General features: G+C 70.9%; 14 protein-coding genes. 3 read left to right on the top strand and 11 right to left on the bottom strand.

The features are described from left to right. Positions 1-57: 57 nt before the first annotated feature. Entirely contained in the window at positions 58-1,368 is a 1,311-nt protein-coding gene (locus KUA19_RS04065; RefSeq protein ID WP_217394752.1) for a sulfatase-like hydrolase/transferase, read from the top strand. Between the two features lie 292 nt (positions 1,369-1,660). Next, positions 1,661-2,269 (top strand): M23 family metallopeptidase, encoded by a 609-nt coding sequence (locus KUA19_RS04060; protein ID WP_308167319.1) that lies wholly within the window; start codon positions 1,661-1,663, stop codon positions 2,267-2,269. Positions 2,270-2,292: 23 nt separating this feature from the next. On the opposite strand, the gene KUA19_RS04055 is transcribed toward KUA19_RS04060, so the two are convergent. From KUA19_RS04055 to KUA19_RS04040, 4 genes are all read right to left on the bottom strand, one after another. Then, positions 2,293-3,513, bottom strand: coding sequence for an MFS transporter (locus KUA19_RS04055; protein ID WP_217394751.1), 1,221 nt, complete (start codon positions 3,511-3,513; stop codon positions 2,293-2,295). A gap of 140 nt (positions 3,514-3,653) precedes the next feature. After that, entirely contained in the window at positions 3,654-4,685 is a 1,032-nt protein-coding gene (locus tag KUA19_RS04050) for an enediyne biosynthesis protein (RefSeq protein WP_372451764.1), read from the bottom strand. Then, on the bottom strand, positions 4,682-6,664 hold the full coding sequence (locus KUA19_RS04045) for a CRTAC1 family protein (RefSeq protein WP_217394750.1): 1,983 nt from the start codon (positions 6,662-6,664) through the stop codon (positions 4,682-4,684). Before KUA19_RS04045 ends, KUA19_RS04050 begins: the two co-directional genes overlap by 4 nt. Before the next feature lie 499 nt (positions 6,665-7,163). Further along, positions 7,164-7,796, bottom strand: a complete 633-nt coding sequence (locus KUA19_RS04040) for a MerR family transcriptional regulator (RefSeq protein WP_217394749.1) — start codon at positions 7,794-7,796, stop codon at positions 7,164-7,166. Positions 7,797-8,510: 714 nt separating this feature from the next. Here KUA19_RS04040 and KUA19_RS04035 point away from each other — a divergent pair. Further along, positions 8,511-9,314 (top strand): helix-turn-helix domain-containing protein, encoded by an 804-nt coding sequence (locus tag KUA19_RS04035; RefSeq protein WP_217394748.1) that lies wholly within the window; start codon positions 8,511-8,513, stop codon positions 9,312-9,314. A 324-nt stretch (positions 9,315-9,638) separates the two neighbouring features. Here KUA19_RS04035 and KUA19_RS04030 read toward each other — a convergent pair whose 3' ends face one another. The 7 genes from KUA19_RS04030 to KUA19_RS04000 all read right to left on the bottom strand — a co-directional run bounded on the left by KUA19_RS04030 (position 9,639) and on the right by KUA19_RS04000 (position 20,694). Further along, positions 9,639-10,994 (bottom strand): cytochrome P450, encoded by a 1,356-nt coding sequence (locus tag KUA19_RS04030; protein WP_217394747.1) that lies wholly within the window; start codon positions 10,992-10,994, stop codon positions 9,639-9,641. Next, entirely contained in the window at positions 10,991-11,527 is a 537-nt protein-coding gene (locus KUA19_RS04025) for a flavin reductase family protein (protein ID WP_372451763.1), read from the bottom strand. The genes KUA19_RS04030 and KUA19_RS04025 overlap by 4 nt, the downstream gene beginning before the upstream one ends. A 24-nt stretch (positions 11,528-11,551) precedes the next feature. Next, the gene (locus tag KUA19_RS04020; RefSeq protein WP_217394746.1) at positions 11,552-11,995 is read right to left on the bottom strand and encodes an acyl-CoA thioesterase; all 444 of its coding nucleotides are present in this window, start codon (positions 11,993-11,995) and stop codon (positions 11,552-11,554) included. A gap of 1 nt (position 11,996) precedes the next feature. Further along, the gene (locus KUA19_RS04015; RefSeq protein ID WP_217394745.1) at positions 11,997-17,777 is read right to left on the bottom strand and encodes a type I polyketide synthase; all 5,781 of its coding nucleotides are present in this window, start codon (positions 17,775-17,777) and stop codon (positions 11,997-11,999) included. Between the two features lie 67 nt (positions 17,778-17,844). Continuing rightward, the gene (locus tag KUA19_RS04010) at positions 17,845-18,816 is read right to left on the bottom strand and encodes a DUF1702 family protein (protein ID WP_217394744.1); all 972 of its coding nucleotides are present in this window, start codon (positions 18,814-18,816) and stop codon (positions 17,845-17,847) included. 187 nt (positions 18,817-19,003) lie between these two features. Further along, positions 19,004-20,002, bottom strand: coding sequence for a DUF1702 family protein (locus tag KUA19_RS04005; RefSeq protein WP_217394743.1), 999 nt, complete (start codon positions 20,000-20,002; stop codon positions 19,004-19,006). Positions 20,003-20,130: 128 nt separating this feature from the next. Then, positions 20,131-20,694, bottom strand: a complete 564-nt coding sequence (locus KUA19_RS04000) for a copper resistance CopC family protein (RefSeq protein WP_308167366.1) — start codon at positions 20,692-20,694, stop codon at positions 20,131-20,133. Positions 20,695-20,710 lie beyond the last annotated feature (16 nt).

Below are 20,710 nucleotides of genomic sequence, written 5' to 3'. Positions count from 1 at the left end.
GCGCGACTTCATTGGCAGCTTGTCCTAATGCGATATGTAATGTCGCGGCTACCACGGGTGTCTGCGCTCCTCGCGATCACACTGGCCTGGGCCGCCGTACCCGCCACCGGGGCGCCTCACCCGGCACGCCCCAACGTCCTGCTCATCGTGCTCGACGACGCACGGCCCGAGACGGCGGCGGCGCTGCCCGCCACCACCCGGTGGCTGCGCGACGGAACCTCCTACCCGCAGACCGTCGCCGCCACCCCGAGCTGCGGACCGAGCCGCGCCACGCTGCTCAGCGGGCGATACGCCCACAACCACGGCGTGCGCCGCCAGGCCGACATCGGCGGCTTCGACCACACCCGCACCCTGCAGCAGACCCTGCACGACAGCGGCTACCGCACCGCGGCGGTGGGCAAGCTCTACAACGACTGGCCACTGGACCGCACCCCGCCGGGGTTCGACCGATCCGCCCTGACCGGCGGCGGCTACGACGGCGCGCAGTTCGTCGTCGACGGTGTACGGACCCGGGCCAGGTACTCGACCTCGTTCATCGGCGCGCAGGCGCGGCGGTACCTGGACGAATTCGAGCGCGACGACGACAAGCCCTGGCTGCTCTATCTCGGCTTCACCGCGCCACACGCGCCCTACACGCCGCAGCCGCGCTACGCCGGGCGGACCTTCCCCGGCGGCGCCGACCCGTCCGCCGACGAGGCCGACCGCGCCGACAAACCGGCGTACGTGCGCAAGCACCACACCACGCGCGCGGAGGGAGAGGCCGTCCGCACCGGACAGTTGCGCACCCTGCTGTCGGTCGACGACGCAATCGAGGGCGTCCGCGCGCGACTGGCCCGCACGGGCGAGCTGCGCGACACCCTGGTCGTGCTGGTCTCCGACAACGGCAAGCAGTGGGGCGAGCACGGCCTGGGCGAGAAGTTCATGCCGTACGGGCCGTCGTACCGGGTGCCGCTGCGGCTGTGGTGGCCCGGCCACGTGGCCCCGGGCACCGACCCCCGCCCGGCCAGCACCGTGGACGTGACTCCGACAGTGCTCGCCGCGCTGGGGATCACCCCCGGCTACCGGCCGGACGGGCTCAACCTGCGCGGGGCGGATCGGCACCGCTGGCTGCTGCTGGAGTACTGGCGCGACTCGCACAACGGCGGGTTTCCCACCTGGAGTTCCCGCTACCTGCCCGGCCGAGCGCAGTACACGGAGTATCGCGACGCGCGCGACCGGCGCACCGATCGCGAGTACTACGACCTGCGCGCCGACCCCTGGCAGCTGACCAACCTGCTGCGCGGCGAGCGGGACCGCACCCCGGACACTCGGGCGGACGCCGCCGCGCTGGCGGCCGGGCGGGGCTGCGCGGGTGCCGCCTGCCCGTGAGGAGGCTCAGGCGATACACCATCATGCGTTTTTTGTCGGTTTTGCGGCGCGCCTCCCGCGGTGCCGCGAGCCATCGGTCTAGCGTCGCTGTCGGCCCGTGACCCGCGGGCCGACCCGCGGCGCCCTACGGGCGGGGCTGATCGCGGGTCATCAAGATGCCCGGCATCCCTGCTCCGCCGGGCGGCGAGACGGAGGATGTGTGCTGCAACGGCCCCTGGCCGCGGCGACAGGCGATGGTTACCGCGGCCGCCGCCGGGCGTCCGCTCCCCCGCGCCTTCGCTACGCCGCAGCCGTGACCACCGCGCTCGTCGGTGCGGGCATGGTCGCCCTCACCGCGGGCGCCGCGATCGACGACGCCAAGCCCAGCGGTCTGACCGGAGACGCCGGCGTGACCAGCCGGGTCGCGCTGGCCCGAGCCGAGGCCGCGCGGCAGGCCAGCCGCGAGGAGCGCACGCTCAGCACCTCGATCTCCCAGGCCCCGGACGCCTGGGTGCTGCCCGTGCACGGCTACACGCTCAGCTCCGGCTTCGGCATGCGCTGGGGCGCCTGGCACAAGGGTCTCGACCTGGCCGGACTGCCGGAAGGCACACCGTACGCCGCCGTGCACGACGGCATCGTGGTGCAGGCGGGCTGGAACGGCGGCTACGGCTACTCGATCATCATCGATCACGGTGACGGCCTGCAGACGCTGTACGGCCACTCCAGCCGGGTCCTGGTCCGGGAGGGCCAGCAGGTCCACGCGGGCGACATCATCGGACGGCTGGGCAACACCGGCCAGTCCTTCGGCACCCACCTGCACCTGGAGATCCACGTCAACGGGCTGGCGCAGAACCCGATGCCCTGGTTCGCCCGCCACGGCGTCGACTTCACCACCGGCGTCGAGTCCGTCTACGGCCGCTGAGGCAGGGGCCGCGCCGCGGCCCCTCATACCGTGGTCCGGGTGGCCAGCAACGGATCGGCCGCCAGGGCCGCCGAGAGGCGGCCATGCACGGTGGCCACCCGGGCGGCCACGATCGCCGCGACGGCACCCGCCACGGTGAGCAGGCTCAGCGCGAGCGGGACCGCCCCGGCCGAGGAGCCGCCGATGGCCGCACCGACCAGGACGGGCGCGCCCGCACCGCCGATCATCAGCGCCGTCAGCATCATCGCCCGGGACGACTGCGTCGCCGGGGTCACCGTCGCCAGCCAGGCCAGCAGCGTCGGGAAGACCGGACCCAGCAGAATCCCCGCGACGGCGTACGCGTACGGGGCGACGCCGGGCACCGACGCGAGCGCGAGCGCGCCCGCGGCCAGCACGGTGCAGGTCACGACGAGCCTGGCCGGGGCGCGCCGGGGCGCCAGGTTCGGCAGGCTCACCCGGCCGAGGGCGTGACCGGCCCAGAACAGGGCCGTCAGCGACGCCGCGAGCGGTGCGGAGAAGCCGACCGCGACCAGGTGGGTGGTCGCCCAGGTGCCCACACCGATCTCGGCCGCGCCGTAGAGCAGTCCGGCCACCATGAACACGGCGAGCACGGGCAGGGAGCTCCGGGCGGGTTCATACGCCGTGGCGCGCCCGCCCGGCGCGGACACCGCGGCCGGCCCGGCCAGCCTGCGGGCGGGCCAGCCCAGCAGCGCCAGCACCGCGACCGCGAGCAGGACGTGGCGCTCATGCCTGGCGGTGGCCCCGACCGCCAGCGGCCCGACGATCGAGCCGACCATGAACGTGGCGTTGAACAGGTTCAGCACCAGTGCGCCGCGCCTGCCGAACCCGGCCGCGAAAGCGGTGTTGAGATACAGCATGAGACCGCCGAAGCCGAGGCCACCGAACGCCGCCGCGGCGAGCGCGGCCGGCCAGGACGGGGCCAGCGCCAGCGCGGTCGCCGCCCCCGAGGCGACCAGCACCAGGATGGACATGGTCACCCTGCCGTCGACCCGGCGGGCGAACACCCCGCAGTAGACCATCGCGGCCAGCGCACCGAGCTGGAAGACGCTGACCAGGCCGCCACCCGCGGTGGGGCCGAGGCCGAAGTCGTCGCGCAGGGCGGGCAGCAGCGCGCCCAGTGCCGCGAACAGGGTGCCGTACAGGAAGAAGAGGACGAACCCGGCTGCGCTGCGCAGCTTGGGAACCGGTGCGGTCGTGCTGTCGGTGCGGATGTCGGCGACCATGCTGGTTCCCCCTGGCTGAAAAGGTTCCTGTGCCGGAGGTTTCCACCTGGTGACATGGCCGGGCATCTTGTCAGTTGCGCAGTTGCGGGTGGGACCCGCGGCGGCCCTGGCCACCGCCGGTCCCACCCGCGGCCGATCGGTCAGGCCGTCGCCGGTACGGGCACCGTACGCGGGTAAGCCTGTTGCTGCTTCTTCTCCTTGAGGTGCTTGTACCACCAGAAGGCGCCCCGGACGGCACAGACGATGGTCACCGCGAAGAACAGGGTGTAGACCACGTTGAAGATCATCAGGATGCCGTACACGGTGGCGACGCTGGAGCCGAACATGAACTGCATCCAGCCCTTCGACGGCGTCGTCCCCGGGTCGGTGATCATGTAGTTGGTGAACAGCACGAACGCCACGCCGGTCATCGGGATGAGCGCCGCCCACAGCGCCACGTCCCAGATCCAGGTGCGGATCAGGGCCTGGATGACGAAGCCGCCCACCCAGCCGAGGATCAGCGGGACCTTCTTGGTCAGCAGCGCGTTGAGCACGGTGCCCGAGGTGAGGATGACGAACGGGATGACCACCCGGATCGCGTCCGGCACGTGCTCGGTGAAGTGGTACGGCGGCGCGATGTTGACCCACGGGAAGGTCACCAGCACGGCGGTGATGCCGAGGTTGGACGGGTTCATGAAGTGGCGCATCCGGCCCTTGATCGGGGCCCGCAGCACGTACTTCTGCCCGACCGCGACCACGATGCCGAACGCGATGGGCCAGAAGATGTCGTTGGCGTAGAGCAGCATGTTCGCCGCCAGCGCGGTGATGTGCGTGGGCAGCAGGAACGTGTACACGCCCCACATGCCGTTGCCGGAGTACTCCGGGCGCTGTTTGTAGGCCCACGCCCTGACGGTCTCGGCGGCGAACTCGGTGCCGTAGCCGACCGCCAGCGCGATGAACGGCCAGGTCCACGGCTGCTCGAAGCCGAACAGCCAGTAGCCGAGGATGTTGAAGATGCTCATCGAGATGGCGAAGTTGCGCAGCGCCTTGTAGCGGGGGTCGGCGTTGTCCACCCGCGGCGGGGCGGCCATCCGGTTGGTCGCGACCACCCTGGTCGGCTCCACCCGTACGGTGGGCGCCGCGGGCGGTTTGATGCCGATGCCGGTCGTGCTGACGCGTTCTGCGTGGGTCATTTCGCCGTCACCTCCTGAGCCTGAGTCGTGAGCATGAAGTCGTGCCAGCCGGCGGTCAGGTCGACCGTCTGCATGTGGATGGCGCCGGTCAGGTCGCGCCAGCAGAGCTCGGCCGAGACCGGCTTGGCGCCCTGGGTGCCCAGCCCGAAGTAGACGTCGAAGCTGCGCTTGCCGGAGTGGCCGCCGCCGCCGTCGAGCTGCGCCAGCTGGGTCTTGCCGTCGGCGGTGGTGATCTTCACCAGCGCGCCGTACGCCGGGGTGTGCAGCGCGCCGCCCTGGGCGGTGCCGTCGACCGGGCGGTACAGGCGCAGGCCGAGGAAGTCACCGTTGCCCTTGCGGTCGTTGCGGTAGTACGTGGGCGCGCCCCACTGCCGGGCGATGGCGAATTCCTGGCTGCCGTCCCCGTTGACGTCGGCCACGGCCACCCCGCGGCTCGGGATCGGCTGGTCCATGCCCAGCTGGGGGCTGAGGTCGGTGTAGCGGCCGTTGCCCTCGGGCGCCCAGAAGGCCATGTGGGCGCTGCCGGCGATGTCGTCACCGGGCCGGGCGTGGGGCCACATCGCCGGCTCCTGCAGCATCAGGTCGTTGCTCATGGCCAGTTCCTGCAGCCAGTTCCACCGGTTGATCTCGCCCTTGACGAAGCCGGCGGTCTGTACGACGACCTGGTTGCCGCTGTTGTCGAAGTCGGCCATCTTGGCGTCCCAGCCCCAGCCGACCCAGGCCATGTTGGTGTCGCTGGCCTCGTTGTCGAACGGGGCGATGCCCTTGCCGAGCTCTTTCTTGGCCTCCTCCACGTTGGCCGCGGTGTTGCGCCAGACGAAGTTGCTCTCCTCGATGCCCCACGACTGCGTGATGTTGCTGACGAAGGCGTCGAAGCGGCCGGTGCCGTGCAGGTCACCGAACTCGATGCCCATGCCCTTGAAGGAGTCGTGCCCCATCACCAGCGACTTCGGCGTGAACGCGCCGTGCTCGCCCTCGGCCAGCGCGAACCTGATGCTGCCGGGGGTGGACACGTTGTGGAAGAAGCGGTCGTTGCCGAAGTCGTTGGCCAGGTAGAGCTCCGGCAGCAGGTCGCCGTCCAGGTCGGCCGAGGCCGACGCCAGGGTCCAGCCGGTGGCGCACTTCGGGTCGATGGCGCCGCGCTGCTCCTCGAACTCGACCGTGGCCGGCTGCCCGGCCTTGCCCGCGGTCTTGGCCTTCCAGCGCAGCACGTGCGCACCGCCGGCGTTCTGGGCCCGCGACATCGAGTGGTTCATCGACACGTTCTTGTTGCCCTGCGGGTCGAGCACCCCGGAGTCGGGGAAGTAGTTGAAGACCCCGATGTCGGGCTTGCCGTCACCGTCGAAGTCGGCGACCGCCACCGCGTTGGTGTTCCACAGCTGCCCGTGGTAGGCGTTGTCGGCGAAAGTTCCACCCGGGATCAGCTCGGTGGCCACGAACGTGTCCCGACTGAGCACCGACGCGGCGGGCTTGTGCAGGAACAGCACCGGGGTGCGGCCCCAGTAGTAGACGAGCAGGTCGGTCCAGCCGTCGAGATTGAAGTCACCGGGCGCGCAGCCCATCGGCGCCGTGGTGCTGCTGTAGGGCAGCGGCGCGGCGTCCAGCACGAACGGCTGGTAGGCGCCGCCGGTGCCCGGTGCCGGGGTGACGATCGCCGCGTCGCTGCGGGTGTCGACCAGGCACAGGTCGTCGGGCTTGCCGCCGCCGTCGATGTCGTTGACGGCGATGGCCGCACCGACCGACGAGACCCAGGACTTGATGTGCTCGTACTCCGGATTCACCGTGCGCACGTCACGCAGCGGCAGGTTCGGCGGCAGCGCGATGGGCAGCTCCGTGAAGCGGTACCGCGAGGCCATGGAGGCCTTCTCGGCAGCGGAGGCCTCGGGCAGCTGGCTCACCACAAACAGCGTGCTCAGCAGTACGAGCACGAAAACGACAGGTGCCAGTCGGCGCAGCAGGCCGACCTCATTCGCTGGCATCGGTTCCCCTCGAAGATAGACGTCACGGTGCACGACTCGACCGCCGGCGAAGCCCGCCGGAAGGCGTCAGACGGTTTTCTGCGGTCTCCGCCCCGGCGTTCACGCTCGGCGACCGGCGCCATGCCTTGCGCGAGGATTCAGAACCCGCCCGACACTTCCGCAATGATTGACACATCTGAATCAGAATGCGGAATGGACATTGGTTCCAACGCGGACCGGAAAGACCTCATACGAGTTAATGGAGGTTTGTCGCGACCACTATCGCGACACCTTGAGAGATGCCTTAAAGACGGGTCCCCTTCCTATTCGTGCCAGGAAGGTATTGACCACCTTCTCGACGTCGCCCATCCTCGCGGCCGTCGGAAGGTCCTGTCTTCTCGATAAATGCTCAGCGCCGACCCCCGCAATCTGGAAGACCCAGATGGTCACACCGAGTGACGAAAGGCGGGGACAGAACAGCGATGGCGGGCGGGGCCGGGGCGCACCTCCCCGGGCCCGCTCAGCGTTCGGGTGCGGCGGAGCCGTGCGCCCGGATCGCGAGGTAGTGCTCGTACGCCATCCGGCGCATCACCGCGAAGGCGACCTCGAGCAGGACGGTACGGGCGACCGCGGTGGCCGCGCCGTCGGTGGGCAGGGAGTCCAGCTCCCGTACGGCCAGGCGTTCGGCCGCGTCGGCACAGGGGGCGAAGATGTCGGCCTCACAGTCCCAGCCCAGGTCGCGCAGTGCGACCAGCACCTGCGCCAGGGTCGCCCGGCCGGGGGTGTTCGGGTCGACGCGCCAGCCCAGGTCGGTCAGGAACCGGTCGACCTGGGCGCTGGCGGAGGTGTCGGCGGGCACGTCGGACCGGGCCGGATGCTCGGCCGACAGCGCGTTGTTGACCACTTTGGCCAGTCCGTGCGGCGACATGCAGTTGTCGTCGAGGGCGGCCAGCACCTCACGCACCGAGGCCAGGCTCATCATGCCCATCCCGGTGAGCACACGGATCAGCCTCAGCCGGGCGACGTGAGTCTCGTCGTACTCCGCCTGGTTCCTCGCAGTCGGTACGCCGGGGGGCAACAGGTGTTCACGCAGATAAAACTTGATCGTCGCCACCGACACACCGCTTCGCCTGCTGAGATTCGAGATTTTCATCGAACTCCATCGGTGTCTGTGATGGGAATGCTTGCATGTTGGCACATAGCGATCACTCGCCGCAACCGCAGAGATGTCGCATATGCCGGGTCGGCGCAGCTGTTTCGAGCCGGTTCCACAGCGGTTCACCGGTGATCTAGCCACTGCTCGCGCACCCCGACCCACCACGGGTCTGACCTGTTTACGACAGCGGCCGCACCAGAGGCAACCAAAACGACGCATCGTGCGTCCACATCGGATCCAGCTTGTCGGCCATCGTCACGATGCGTAGCCGAAATGGATAGCAGAACTCGCCGACTTCGCCTTTCCATAATATTGCTCAGTTTTCGTCCGGACCTGCCCCCGACCCCCATACACGCTGGTGGGAGCCGCTATCCTCGACTATTGGAGCAGCGCCGACCGGCCGGTCGGCTGAAGTGCCTCGGCCGTTGGTATTGCCGATCCCTTTAGGACCTCTTAACATCGATCCCTGTCACTGGTATTCATGAGTGTGGGGACTTCAACGAATGCACTCGGGTGCGCGACCCGAGAGCAGGGGGCCGAGAACGAAATGGTCTCCGCACCCATGTACACGGTGTTTCTAACGAGTTAACGAAACCTATCCGGATCATAGCGGTCCGGATATGTTCATGGCTCACGGAAACGTGCCGTGGCGCCGGTGGCAGTGACGGATCAGCCGCCTCGCCAAGACTGAGGTCGATTTCGGGAGACGCTATGGACAAGACCACGACAAAGGCCGTCGAACGCGTGATCGCCACCATGCGCGAAAATCTCGGTCAGCAGCTCACCATCGACGACATGGCGCGTGTCGCGATGTTCAGCAAGTTCCACTTCTCGCGCATCTTCCAACGCGTGACCGGTGTCTCTCCCGGCCGCTTCCTCTCCGCACTGCGGCTCCAGCAGGCCAAACGGCTCCTGGTCTCGACGCAGAGCAACGTCGCCGACATCAGCCTGCAGGTTGGCTACACCAGCATCGGCACCTTCAGCTCCCGCTTCACCCGCAGCGTCGGGCTGTCCCCGACCGCGTACCGCCGCCTGCGCGGCTACGCCCCGGCGGTGCAGGCCGAGACCACCGTGACCGGGCCCGAGTGGGCCTTCGGCACCGTCAAGGGTGTCATCCGGCCCTACCCGGCCGACGAGCCGCAACTGACCTTCGTCGGCCTGTTCCGCGACCGCATCCCGGAGTGCCGACCGGTCAGCTGCACGATCCTGGACCAGCCCGGACCGTTCACGCTGGAGAAGGTGCCGCCGGGCGACTGGTTCCTGCTGGCCCACTCCGTCTCGGCCGACCCGGCCCGGGTCACCGACGAGGCGGTGGCGGGCAGCGGCAACGAACTCGGGGTCGGTTCGCTGGGACCGATCACCATGCGGCGTGGCATGGTGATCGACGACGCCGAGCTCAAGCTCAAGGAGATCTCCGACCTCGACCCGCCGGTGCTGCTCGCCCTGCTGGACGTACGCAAGGCGGCACTGAAGCTGGTGGCCTCCCGCGAAGCCACGCACGTCCCCGTGTCCTGATCCGCGACCCGCTCCGACGATCCGTCCCAGAAGACGGCGGCCCGACCTCTCGGTCGGGCCGCCGTCTTCCCCGTTCCCGCCACCAGCCTTCCCGCACCGAACCAGCGGCACGGTGGCCGTCGACGGTCGCGCTCGGCCGCCAACTCCGTTGACCGTCAGTGGCCGTCACAGGGCCACCAGCGAGGATTGCGGGCTCCGGGCCGAGCAGGGCGGGCTGAGGATTGGTCGTGGCGCGGTGGGCGCGGCCGAGGGCGGGCGCCAGGGGGTACGACGACGGGCCCCGGCGCCACCTGGAGGGGCGGCACCGGGGCCCGGCAGGGGGCGCTACGCCTGGTGCACGTGCATCGGCAGGCCGCCGCGGATCCGCAGCGACAGCATCGGCTCGGCCACCACGTCGTACCCGGGCATCCGGGTCATCCGCAGCTCGCGGCAGAGCATGGCGATGACGAAGACCGCCTCCATCATGCCCAGGTGGTTGCCCACGCAGAAGCGCGGACCCGCGCCGAACGGGATGTAGGCGTAACGGGGCCGGCCGGTGACCAGGTCCGGGTCGAACCGCTCCGGGTCGAACCGCTCCGGGGACTCCCAGAACGCCGGGTGGCGGTGCATCGTGTACGGGCTGACCACGACGTCGGCATTGGCCGGCACATGGTAGCCCGCGATCTCGTCGGGGGCCAGCGTCTTGCGCGGCAGCAGCCACACCGGCGGGTAGAGGCGCATGACCTCCTCCACCACCATCGAGGTGTATCGCAGCTTGTGCAGGTCCTCGAACTCCGGCCGGCGGTCGCCGAGCACCGCCACCGCCTCCTCGCGCAGCCGCTCGCGCACCTCGGGGTGCTCGTCGATGAGGTGCAGCGTCCAGCTGAGCGTGCTGGCCGTGGTCTCGTGCCCGGCCAGCAGCAGCGTCACCAGCTCGTCGCGCAGACGGATCTGGCCGACCTTGCGGTCGGACTCCGCGCCAGCCGAGACGATCAGCCGGGACAGCACGTCCTCGCGCTCGTCGGTGCGCCCCGCCCGCTCGGCGACCAGTTCGTCGACGATCGCCTGCAGCTCGGCGCGAGACTTGCGGAAGCGCAGCTGCCGGGGCAGCGGCACCCAGGTCGGCACCGCGCTCAGCGACTCCAGCTCGAACATGGCCTGGTCCTGCACCACGCCGAAGTGGTCGCCGATGTCCGGGAACTGGCCCAGATCGGTGTCGATCAGAGCCCGGCCGAGCACGCCCAGGGTCAGCCCGGTCATCTGCCGGACCACGTCGACCGCGTCACCGCCCTGGTACGCCCGCAGCCGCGACACCAACAGCTCCGCCTCCTCCGCGATGGCACCGGCCTGCGCGGCGATCCGCTTGCTCTGGAACGCGGGTTGGATGACCCGGCGCTGCTTGCGCCACAGCTCGCCCTCGCTGGTGAGCAGGCCGTCGCCCAGGGCACGCTTGGCGTGCACCAGGCCGATGCCCTTGTGGTAGTTGGCCGCGTTGTCGGCCAGCACGTGTTTGACGCTGTCGGGGTGGTTGAAGAAGTACAGGGACTTGGGGCCCACCGGGATCCGCACCGCGTCGCCGTACAGCGCCGCGGCTTCGGTCATCATGCCCAGCCGGTCGCGGTTCATCACCGCCAGCCAGCGCAGCGCGGCGCTGCGCGGTGGCCCCGGTGGGGCCGTGCGGGTGCGCGTCATGGTCGTCATTTCGTCACGTCGCTTCGCTCGTGGTGGATCTGATGGAATCGGCCGTGCAGGAACAGCAGCGCGTCGTCATCGTCGGCGCGCTCGACCGACAGCAGTTCACTGAGGTAGATGGTGTGGTCGCCACCCTCGTGGCGGGCCCGCACCTCGCACTCGAAGTGGGCCAGCGCCCCGTCGATCAGCGGGGCGCCGGAGAACCGGCCCGTGGTCCAGTCGACGGCGTCGAACTGCTCCTTGCCCAGGGGCCGGTTCCGGTCGGCGAAGTACCTGGCCACCGCCTCCTGGCCGGAGCCGAGGACGGAGACGGCGAACCGGTTGGTGGTCTCGAGGACGTCGTGCATGATCGCCTCGTGGCCGACGCAGATGAGGATGAGCGGCGGGTCCAGCGAAACCGTGGTGAACGAGTTCGCCGTCATGCCGTGCGGGGTGTCCCCGCCGACCGAGACCACCGTGACTCCGGTGGCGTACGCGCCGAAGGCCCGGCGTAGCGCCTTCGGGTCCGCCACCAGCAGCGGCGGGGTTTGCTGGACGTCCACTGTGCTCTCCTCCTCTGCCGATGGCTAACTTCGCGTGCCCGCGAGCTGGTAGGGCGCCAGCGCCTGCACGAGAGCGTCGGGAACCCGGGACGGGACGGTGCGGGTGTTGGGGCCGCGCATGCACGCGACCCGCTGCCCACCCCGGGCGACGAGAGTCTCCCCGCCGCCGGGCTCCAGCCGTACGTAGTCGAAGCCGAACTGGACCTGCGTCTGCGACAGCTCGATCAGGTTCATCCGGATCGCCAGCTCGTCGAAGGCCGTGATCTCGGCGAAGAACTCGCAGTCGACCTTGAGCGTGAACAGCTTCAGGTCGTCCTGCAGGTCCGCCAGGACCTCCGGAGCGCGCTGCTTGAGGAACATCTCCCGGCAGCGGCCCTGCCAGCGCAGATAGTTGACGTAGTACACGTTGCCCACGATGTTGGTCTCCTCGAAACCGACCGTGTGCAGGTATTCGAAGTACCGTTCCATCTCAGCGGCCTCCATCCGTTGCGATCGCGAACACCACCGGCTCGGTGACCCCGGCCAGCCCCGTCGCGAACGTCGCGATCCGCAGGTCGCCGGAGGCGAACACGGTCCAGCCGTCCCGCTCGGACGGCAGCAGGGACAGCGGCCCGCGGACCGGCCTGCCGGTCTTCTGCAGGCACTCCACCGCCGACCAGACCCGGGTCGCCACCGTCGCGCGGTCCTCCCCGGTCTGCGCGGCGACCTGCTGGGCCAGCCCGGTGTTGGGCCCGAGCAGCCCGTCCCACACCGAGTCCGGCCGCTGCGCGACCAGCTCGACGTCGCAGCCCAGCGCGCCCGACCCGGCCGTGACCAGGGTGACCCCGGCCGCGTGCGAGCTGGAGATGGTCCGGTCGCCCGGCACCTCCGGCTTGCCGTCCTTGCGGTACTTGACCTTCACCGGGCCGCCCAGGGCCCGCCCGGCCGCCAGCGCGGTGCGCTCCCGGCGCACCGCCTGCGGGTCGCCGCCGGTCTGCGGGCCGTCCGGCTCCACCACCACGGCCACCTGCGCACCCAGCACGTCCCCGACGGCACGCTCCAGGTAGGGGCCCAGCAGCGGCGCCTCCCACGGCCCGCGGCCGTCCTTCTTGCGTACGGCCCGCAGCTTCAGGCCCTCCCACCGCTCCACGACCTTGCCCGAGCCGTCGCGCAGCGCGATGTCGTAGAGGTAGGTGTCCCCGTCGCGGCTGCGCTCGGTGGCGCAGTAGCGCAGGCCGGGTGTGGTGAGCATGGCCTCGCCCATGGCGTGGATCCGCTCGATGCCCTGCGGCAGCAGGGTCGCGTCGGGCACGCACACCTGGTTGCCGTGCATCAGGGCGTCACGCACACCGGGGTCGCCCAGCAGCAGCTGCGGGGAGAGGAAACCGGCGAACCAGTTGGTGGTGGCGTCGGAGGCGACGTCGACGTCCACGTGCCGCGCCGCGGCGCGGTGGTAGCGACGCAGCCGCTGGAAGCGCCCGCCCTGGAACAGGGTGGGGCCGTACAGCTGCGTGGCCGGGTCCAGCGGCACCGCCGGCAGGCCGTCGAAGATCTGCTCCGGCGCGCCCTCGATCGGCTCCCCGTTGGGCAGCCGCAGCCGGGCGCGGAAGTGATCGGCGACGAAGCCGGTCTCCTCGCTGTGGATGGCCACCTCGACCGTGTCGGCGCCGGTGACCGTGGCCGCGATGCGGACGCGGGTCGCGCCCTGCGGCGGCACCACGATCGGGCGCAGGAACTGCGCCTGCTCGACGGTGCGCTTCCCGACGACCCCGGTCACCGCGGCGGCGGCCTGGGCCATCGCCTCCATGCCGAACACCGCCGGGAACAGCAGGTTGCCGTCGAGCAGGTGGTCGGCCAGGTACAGGTCGGTGCCCGCGCTGAGCTCGACCTCGGTCACCAGCTCCACGCCGTGGTAGCGGATCAGCGGCCGCTCCACGAAGCGCAGCAGCGGCAGCTCCGGCAGGTGGTAGCGGACCGTGTCGATGCCCTCGGTACGGCCGCTGATCACCACCGTGCCCGGCGTGGTCGGGTCGGCCAACAGCCGCCGCAGGATCGCCACGCCCTGGTCGGGCGTGATCGGGGTGACGCCGTCACGCGACAGCGACTCCACCACCGACAGCCGCTCGCCCATGCCGACGCCCGACCATACCGACCACTCCAGGCACAGCGCCCGGCAGTTCGGGAACTCCCGGCCCACCTGGCGGGTCAGGTCGTCCAGCCACTCGTTGGCGGTGGCGTAGTGCGCCTCGCCGCGCAGGCCCGCCCGGCCGATGATGCTGCCGAGCGTCACCAGCAGCCGCAGCCGCTCCGGCTCGACCGCGGCGAGCACCGCGTTCAGGCCGTCGATCTTCGGGGCGAAGGTACGCCGGAACGCCGCGGTGTCCAGGCTCGCGATTCCGGCGGGCTCGTTGCGCCCGGCGCCGTGCAGCACCGCGGTGATCGGGCCGAGCTCGGCCGCCAGCCCCGCAACCGCGGCCTTGACCTGCGCCGCGTCGGTGACGTCAGCACGGGCGTAGCGCACGGTCACGCCGCGCTCGGCCATCCGGGCGATGTTGGCGGACAGTTCGGCGTCGTCGGCCGGGTCGGAGCGGCCCAGCAGGGCGAGCTTCGCTCCGCTGTCCTCGGCCATGGCCAGGGCGCACTCGGCGGTGATGCCCTTGCCGCCGCCGGTGACCAGCAGCACGTCGCCCTCGTGCAGCGCGGGCAGCGTGGTTTCCGGCTCGTACGGCATCACCCGCAGCGTCGGCACCCGCCGGGTCCCGGCCTCGTCGTAGTGCACCTCGATGTACTTCGCGGTCGCGGCGACCTCGGCCGCCACCCAGTCGACGGCCTTGGCCATCGCGGGCACGTGCACGATGGACACCCGCAGGTGCGGTGCCTCCAACTGCAGCGTCTTGGCCAGGCCCGCCGCGCCCCGACCGTGCTGGACCAGCACGAACCGGGTCCCGGCCGGACCGGCCAGGGCGGTCTTGGCGCCGTTGAGCGCCAGCTCCAGGTGCTCCTCGCCGGAGTTCTCCGGCAGGCAGACCAGGACACCGGCGCCGACCCCGGCGCGCTCCAGCGCCCGGCGCAGCGGCTCGGCGATGGGGCTGCCGTCGACCGCGAACACCTGCCAGCGGCCACTGTCCTCGGTCGCGGTACGCGCGGGCAGCGGCAGCTCCTCGAAGTCGAGCGACCACGGCCGGGCCCAGTCGGCGGCACCCAGGACGATCTCCGCGGCGGCGCTGTCGCCGCCGTGCGAGGTCGACTTGAGCTGCTCCAGCGCCTCGGCCAGCTCGCTCACCGTGGCGGTGGCGAAGTTGGTCGGCGTCTGCGCCGGAGGCACGCCCAGGCTGGTCGCCACCTGGTTGACCAGCTGGCCGACGGTGATGGAGCTCAGGTGCAGGTCGTCGAGCAGGCGGCTCTCCTCCCGCACCAGCTCCAGCGGCAGCTCGGCCCGCTCGGCGGCCAGCCGCCGCAGCAGGGCCAGCGTCGACTCGCCGTCCTCCTGGACCACCGCGCCGCCACCGGCACCGGGCGTGACGACGGGCGCGGTCCGGACGACACCCTTGATGTCGACCCGCGGCGCGGCCTCGCACGGGCTGGCGAAGAACTTGAACTCGGTGCCGACCGCCAGCGGGCGGATCAGGCGGCCGTGGAACAGGGCCGCGTCCACCTCGGACGCGCCGACCACGTACGCCGCGCCGACCACGCGCAGCACGCCGGCCAGCGACTCGTCGTCGGTGTCCAGCGCCACGGCGGGCACGTCGGTGGCGGCGGCCAGCCCGCTGAGCACCCGGCCGGGACCGACCTCGACGAACAGGTCGACCTCCTTGGCGGCCAGGGCGACCGCCTGGGTGAACAGCACCGGGTCGGTGATCTGGCGGTGCAGCAGCGCCGGGATGTCGGTGTCGGCCGCCAGCGCCTCGCCGGTGACCGTCGAGATGATCCGCTTGTCCACCTCGAAGAACTGCTCGTCGGCGATGGCCTGGCCGAACGAGGCGGCCGCGGGGGCCACCAGCGGCGAGTGGAACGCGTGCGACACGTTGAGCCGGGTCGCGGCCACGCCCTCCTCGCGGGCGCGGGCGCAGACCGCCTCCACGTCCTCGACCGAACCCGAGATGACGGTCTGCTGCGGGCCGTTGTAGCCGCCGATGACCACGGGCAGGCCCTTGGTCAGGCGCAGCACGGTGTCCGGGGAGGCGGCGACGCCGGCCATGGTGCCCGACGCGCTGTGCTGGCTCATGGTCCTGCCGCGTACGGCGGCCACGCGCAGCAGCGTCTCCTCGTCCATCGCCCCGGCCCACTGCAGGGCCGCGATCTCGCCGAGGCTGTGCCCGACCGCGACAGTCGCGTCGATGCCGAGTGTGGACAGCACCCGCAGCCCGGCCATCGAGCCGGTGACGATGCGTGGCTGGGCCACCTCGGTGGCCACCACGTCGGCACCGGTCGGCAGGGCCGCCTTGGTGTACATGTCGTCGGCCTCGGCGAACCGGCGCCGCATCGCCCCGCCGCTGACGCCCCGGCCCGAGCCCTGGCCCGGGAACAGGTAGCCGATACGGCCGGGGCCGCTGGCGTGGCCCAGGAAGGTGCGGCCGTCGGCCCCGAACGAGGTGGTCTCCCCCGCCTCGACCTTCTCCAACAGCGCCTTCAGGCGGCGGGTCGCGTCCTCGGGCGAGGACACCACGACCGCGGCCCGCAGCGGCAGTTCGCGCAGCTCCCGGTGCAGGGTCGCGGCCAGGTCGGCCATCTGGGCGTACGCGATGGTCGGCACGAACTCGATCAGCCGGGTCAGCCGCTCGGCCAGCTCCTTCGACGAGGCCGCGTCGACCAGCAGCAGCTCGACGTCCTGCAGCGAGGACGCCAGCGCCTTGGTGCGGGTGTCCAGCGGCACGCGCTTACGCGGCCGTTCGTTCTCCAGCACGATGTGGGTGTTGATGCCGCCGAAGCCCATCGCGGTGATGCCCGCGCGAACCGGGGTCTTGGTCGGCCACGCCTCGGCGCGGCGCAGCACTCGCAGCTGGGCGTCGTCGTCGGTCAGCAGCTCGTGCGGGTCGACACAGCCGATCGCCGGGGGCAGCACCTGGTGGTGCACGGCCATGGTGGCCTTGATCAGACCGGCCACGCCCGCGGCGGCCTTGGTGTGGCCGATCATGCCCTTGATCGAGCTGATCGCGGCCGGTGCCTTCGCGCCCGCCGCACGGCGGGCCAGCGTCAGCGCCTTGAGCTCGGTCGCGTCGCCGACGGCGGTGCCGGTGCCGTGGCCCTCGAACAGGCCCACGGTCTCGATGCCGAACCCGGCCCGCTCGTACGCCCGATGCAGCGCCAGCTGGTAGCCGCTGACCTCGGGGCGGGTGATGCCGCCCTTGCCGTCGGAGGAGATGCCCCAGCCCGCGACCGTGGCGTAGATGCGGTGCCCGGCCTTGCGCGCCTCGTCCTCACGCATCAGCACGACCATGCCGCAGCCCTCGCCGGGCCAGAAGCCGTTGGAGCCCTTGTCGTACACCCGCATCTCGCCGGTGGCCAGCGCGCCGGTCTTGGCGAAGCCGATGATCTCGAACGGGTCGATGGACAGGTCCACCCCGCCCGCGACCACCACGTCCAGCTCGCCGTCGACCAGGCCCTTGCACGCGGTCGCCACCGACAGCAGCGACGACGAGCAGGCGCCGTCGACGGTGTAGCCGCCGCCCTTGAGGTCGAAGTGGTTGCAGATGCGCCCGGCGATGGTGTTCGACAGGCCGCCCGCGAGGGTGTCCTCGTCGATCTCCGGGAACGGCGCCTTGAACGTCGCCTCGAAGTCGCTGAGGAAGGTCGCGAGCTGGTCGTCGTCCCAGTCCTGCTCCTTGAGCGCGGCGGCGACCATGCGGCGTACGAACGGCCAGCGCAGCCGCAGTTGGTTGGCGCGGGAGAACTCACCGGTGAGGCTGTTGCCGACGATGACGCCGGTACGCTCGCGCGGCAGGCCCTCGGCCATCGGGAAGCCCGCGTCGGCCAGCGCCATCGCGGCCACGTCCAGCGCCAACCAGTGGGTCAGGTCGGTGGACCGGTACGTGCTGCCGGCCACCTTGTAGGCGATGCGGTCGAACTCGTAGCCCTCGATGACGGAGGCGTTGCGGGCGTAGAACTTGTCCGGGGCCTTGGGATCGGCGTCCCAGTAGTCGGCCAGGTTCATGCGGACCTCGGGGAGCTGGCGGAACGCGCGTCGCCCGGCGACCGCGTTCTCCCACAGCTCCCGCGGTGAGGTGGCGTCCGGGTAGCGGCACGCCATCCCCACTATCGCGATTCTGGACATGCGGAAACAACCTTTCATCCGGCGGGTGTGCGCGAACGCCACCCGGGACCACCAGGTAGGAAGGAACTCAGCAGTGGCCGTTGGCCACGAACCGGTCGGCGATGCGCCGGCGCCACACCTCGTAGATGGGAATGTCGCCGTCCATCGGCAGGTCGATCAGGGCCTCGATGGTGACCAGCTGCGCTTCCTGCGGCGACATGTCGCAGAAGATCTTCGTGGCGACCTCGTTGTGCGGCACGGTCAGCCCGGCGCGCTCGCGCGCACCCGCGGCGAAGGCGGCACCCTGGGCCAGCTCACGCCGGTAGTCGGCGGCGTGCTGCCACAGCTCTTCCAGCTCCTTCGGGTCGGCACCCCCGGCGTAGGTGGCGGCCAAGCCCATGCCGGCGTACATGTCGGCGCGGCGCTCGACCGGGAACCGGTCGATCAGCCCGGCGGCCACCTCGGCCTCGGTGCCGCCGACGAACCAGCAGGCGCGGCCGATGCCCTGGTCGATGACGCGGTTGGCGTACCAGTTGTGCTCGCCGCCGGGCCAGGGGAAGTTCTCCTCCACGTACTGGTCGTAGACGTACTTCTCGGTCTGGAAGTACGCCTGGTGGAAGCCGTAGCCGTCCAGGATCAGCCACTTGAGCAGCGGGTCGGCCGCGTACAGGGTCTTCCAGCGGAATCGCGGCAGCCGGGCCATGGCCCAGCCGACCCCGACGTAGATCATGTAGACGTGGTCGTCGGCGCGGCCGTCGAGGAAGTCCTCGACCAGCTTGCCGCCGCCGATGGGCAGGCCGTCGCGGATCGCGAAGCCCATTCCGGCGCCCTCGTAGGCGAAGCCCTTGTACCTGGTCGGCAACTCCTCCAGCGGCTGCTCGGCGTCGAGCGGGCGGCGTGCCTCGGCGGCGTACGCGTAGCCGGTGAGGAAGCTGCGGCCGACGGTCTCGAGCATGTCGCGCGACGCCTCGTCCTTGACGTGGAATCCGCGTACGTCGAGCCGGGTGGCCTTCATGTCGGGAGTGAGGATACGGCGCCGCAGCGCACGGTAGACGCTCATGGCAGAGCCCCCAATGTGGTCGTCGAATTCGACGTTGTCCATGCGATCCTGACAGGGGCCGGGTGACAATTCTTCTTCACGTTTGCCGACCCCGGAAATAGGTTCCGGACAGCGGCCCGGAACGCATGGCGAACGACGATTCCCGCTCACCCGAAAGGAGCGGGAATCGTTCGCCACACCTGTAACGTCAGTGCGTCCGCACGGCTTTGGCGGCCACGAATCGGGCGCGCACGCGGGCGCGCCACACCTCGTAGTCGGGCTCCCCGTGCGCGGGCTGCAGGCCGCCCACGGCCACCTCGTCGGCGAACTCGGCCGCCTCGGCCAGACTGATCCCGGCCAGCGCGGACACCGCCTGCTCGCTGTGCAGCGGCGCGAACCCCGAGTACGAGCGGGCCTTGGCGGCGAAGACGCTGCCCTGGGCCAGGTCCGCCGCGTACGCACCGGCCAGCTCACGCAGCTCGGTGAGACCGTCCGGAGTGGATCCACCGGCGAAGGTGGCCGCCAGGCCCACCCCGCTCCACAGGTCGGCGTGGCGATCGGCCTCGAACCGGCCCACCCCGGCCGCGACGTTGCGGACCACGCCGCCGTGGATGAACCAGAGTGCCCGGCCCACACCCTGGTCCCAGGCGCGCGCGAAGTACTCCGGGTGTCCGGCGAACGGATAGGGCTTGGGGCGGCGCCGGTTGTCGACCCAGTCCTTGGTGTCGAAGTACGCCCGGTCGAAACCGAGCCCGTCCACGGCCAGCCAGCTCATGGTCGGGTGGTAGGGCGTGCCGGTGAGGTCGGGGATGACGTTCTTCCACAGCGGCCGCGGCAGTCGCGCCATCGCGAAGCCGATGCCGATGTAGGTGAGGAAGATGTGCGGCTGGCCGGGGCCCATCAGCAGGTCACGGGTGCGGGTGCCGCGGCCGCCCGCCATCGCGTCGCGCACCGTGAACGCCATCGTGGCGCCCTCGTAGGCGAAGCCGCGCATCTCCGGTTCGACCAGCTCCAGCCGCCGCTCGACCTCCCACAGACCGCGGGAGTCGATGCCCCATTCGAACCCGCAGATCACCGACTGCGGGATCGCTTCCAGTCGCCGGGTCGCGGCGGTCGGCACGATCGGGAACCCGCGCTTGGCGAAGCTCACGTCGGCCAGTGACGGCGTCATCATCAGGTTGCGCAGTGAGCCGAGGGTCGTTGCCATGGTTCCTCCGTACCTGAGGAGTCACGCTCCGCCAGGTCGGCGGGCTGTCCCTCATCGTGGTACGCGGCCCGCCGCCACAGCGTCTCCAGATGTGCGCTTATCCGGATGTGCGCAGTTCGCGCGGGGTGTCACGCCCGGGGTCGGGGCCGCTGCACCATGAGCATGACCATGAACGCCACCAGCGCGGCGGCCAGGAAGGTCAGGGCGATGTTCAGGGGGTCGTCACTGCCGTGGGAGTGCGCGGACGCCTCGGGCTGGGGGGCGTCGGCGGGGGCGCTGTCGGCGGCGCCCCGGGTGTACCGGAAACCACCCTGACCGGCCAGGATCTGGCCGTCGGCCAGCACGATGTGGTACGCGACCAGGTAGGCGCCGTCGGCCGTGATGGTGACCGGCACCCCGACGACGTCCCCGTCGACCCGCACCCGGTCGCCCACGGTCCGACCGGACGCGTCGGCGACGGTCACGTGCGCCTCGCGCGGCTCGAAGTCACCCGCGAAGGTCAGCTCCACCTCGGTCGGCGCGGTGCCGACCACCGCGCCGTCGGCGGGGCGGATCCGGCTCAGACCGGGTGGTTCGGTGTCGACGAACAGCGACAGCACCGCCGTCCCCACGATCACGGCGGCCATCAGGACCGTGCCGATTCGGGTCCACAAGCGGCGCGACCCGGGCATCGTCTCACCCGGGTCGCGCACGTCGCTCAAGGCCGCC

This window comes from Catellatospora tritici (assembly GCF_019083965.1).
In the GTDB taxonomy this organism is placed as follows: domain Bacteria; phylum Actinomycetota; class Actinomycetes; order Mycobacteriales; family Micromonosporaceae; genus Catellatospora; species Catellatospora tritici.
This window is presented reverse-complemented; position numbering and strand designations above follow the sequence as displayed.

What these genes read in the sequence shown, in the direction of transcription:
- KUA19_RS04055 (WP_217394751.1), bottom strand. Translation starts at nt 3,513, where the DNA reads ATGGTCGCCGACATCCGCACCGACAGCACGACCGCACCGGTTCCCAAG.
- KUA19_RS04050 (WP_372451764.1), bottom strand. Translation starts at nt 4,685, where the DNA reads ATGACCCACGCAGAACGCGTCAGCACGACCGGCATCGGCATCAAACCG.
- KUA19_RS04045 (WP_217394750.1), bottom strand. Translation starts at nt 6,664, where the DNA reads ATGCCAGCGAATGAGGTCGGCCTGCTGCGCCGACTGGCACCTGTCGTT.
- KUA19_RS04040 (WP_217394749.1), bottom strand. Translation starts at nt 7,796, where the DNA reads ATGAAAATCTCGAATCTCAGCAGGCGAAGCGGTGTGTCGGTGGCGACG.
- KUA19_RS04035 (WP_217394748.1), top strand. Translation starts at nt 8,511, where the DNA reads ATGGACAAGACCACGACAAAGGCCGTCGAACGCGTGATCGCCACCATG.
- KUA19_RS04030 (WP_217394747.1), bottom strand. Translation starts at nt 10,994, where the DNA reads ATGACGACCATGACGCGCACCCGCACGGCCCCACCGGGGCCACCGCGC.
- KUA19_RS04020 (WP_217394746.1), bottom strand. Translation starts at nt 11,995, where the DNA reads ATGGAACGGTACTTCGAATACCTGCACACGGTCGGTTTCGAGGAGACC.
- KUA19_RS04015 (WP_217394745.1), bottom strand. Translation starts at nt 17,777, where the DNA reads ATGTCCAGAATCGCGATAGTGGGGATGGCGTGCCGCTACCCGGACGCC.
- KUA19_RS04010 (WP_217394744.1), bottom strand. Translation starts at nt 18,816, where the DNA reads ATGAGCGTCTACCGTGCGCTGCGGCGCCGTATCCTCACTCCCGACATG.
- KUA19_RS04005 (WP_217394743.1), bottom strand. Translation starts at nt 20,002, where the DNA reads ATGGCAACGACCCTCGGCTCACTGCGCAACCTGATGATGACGCCGTCA.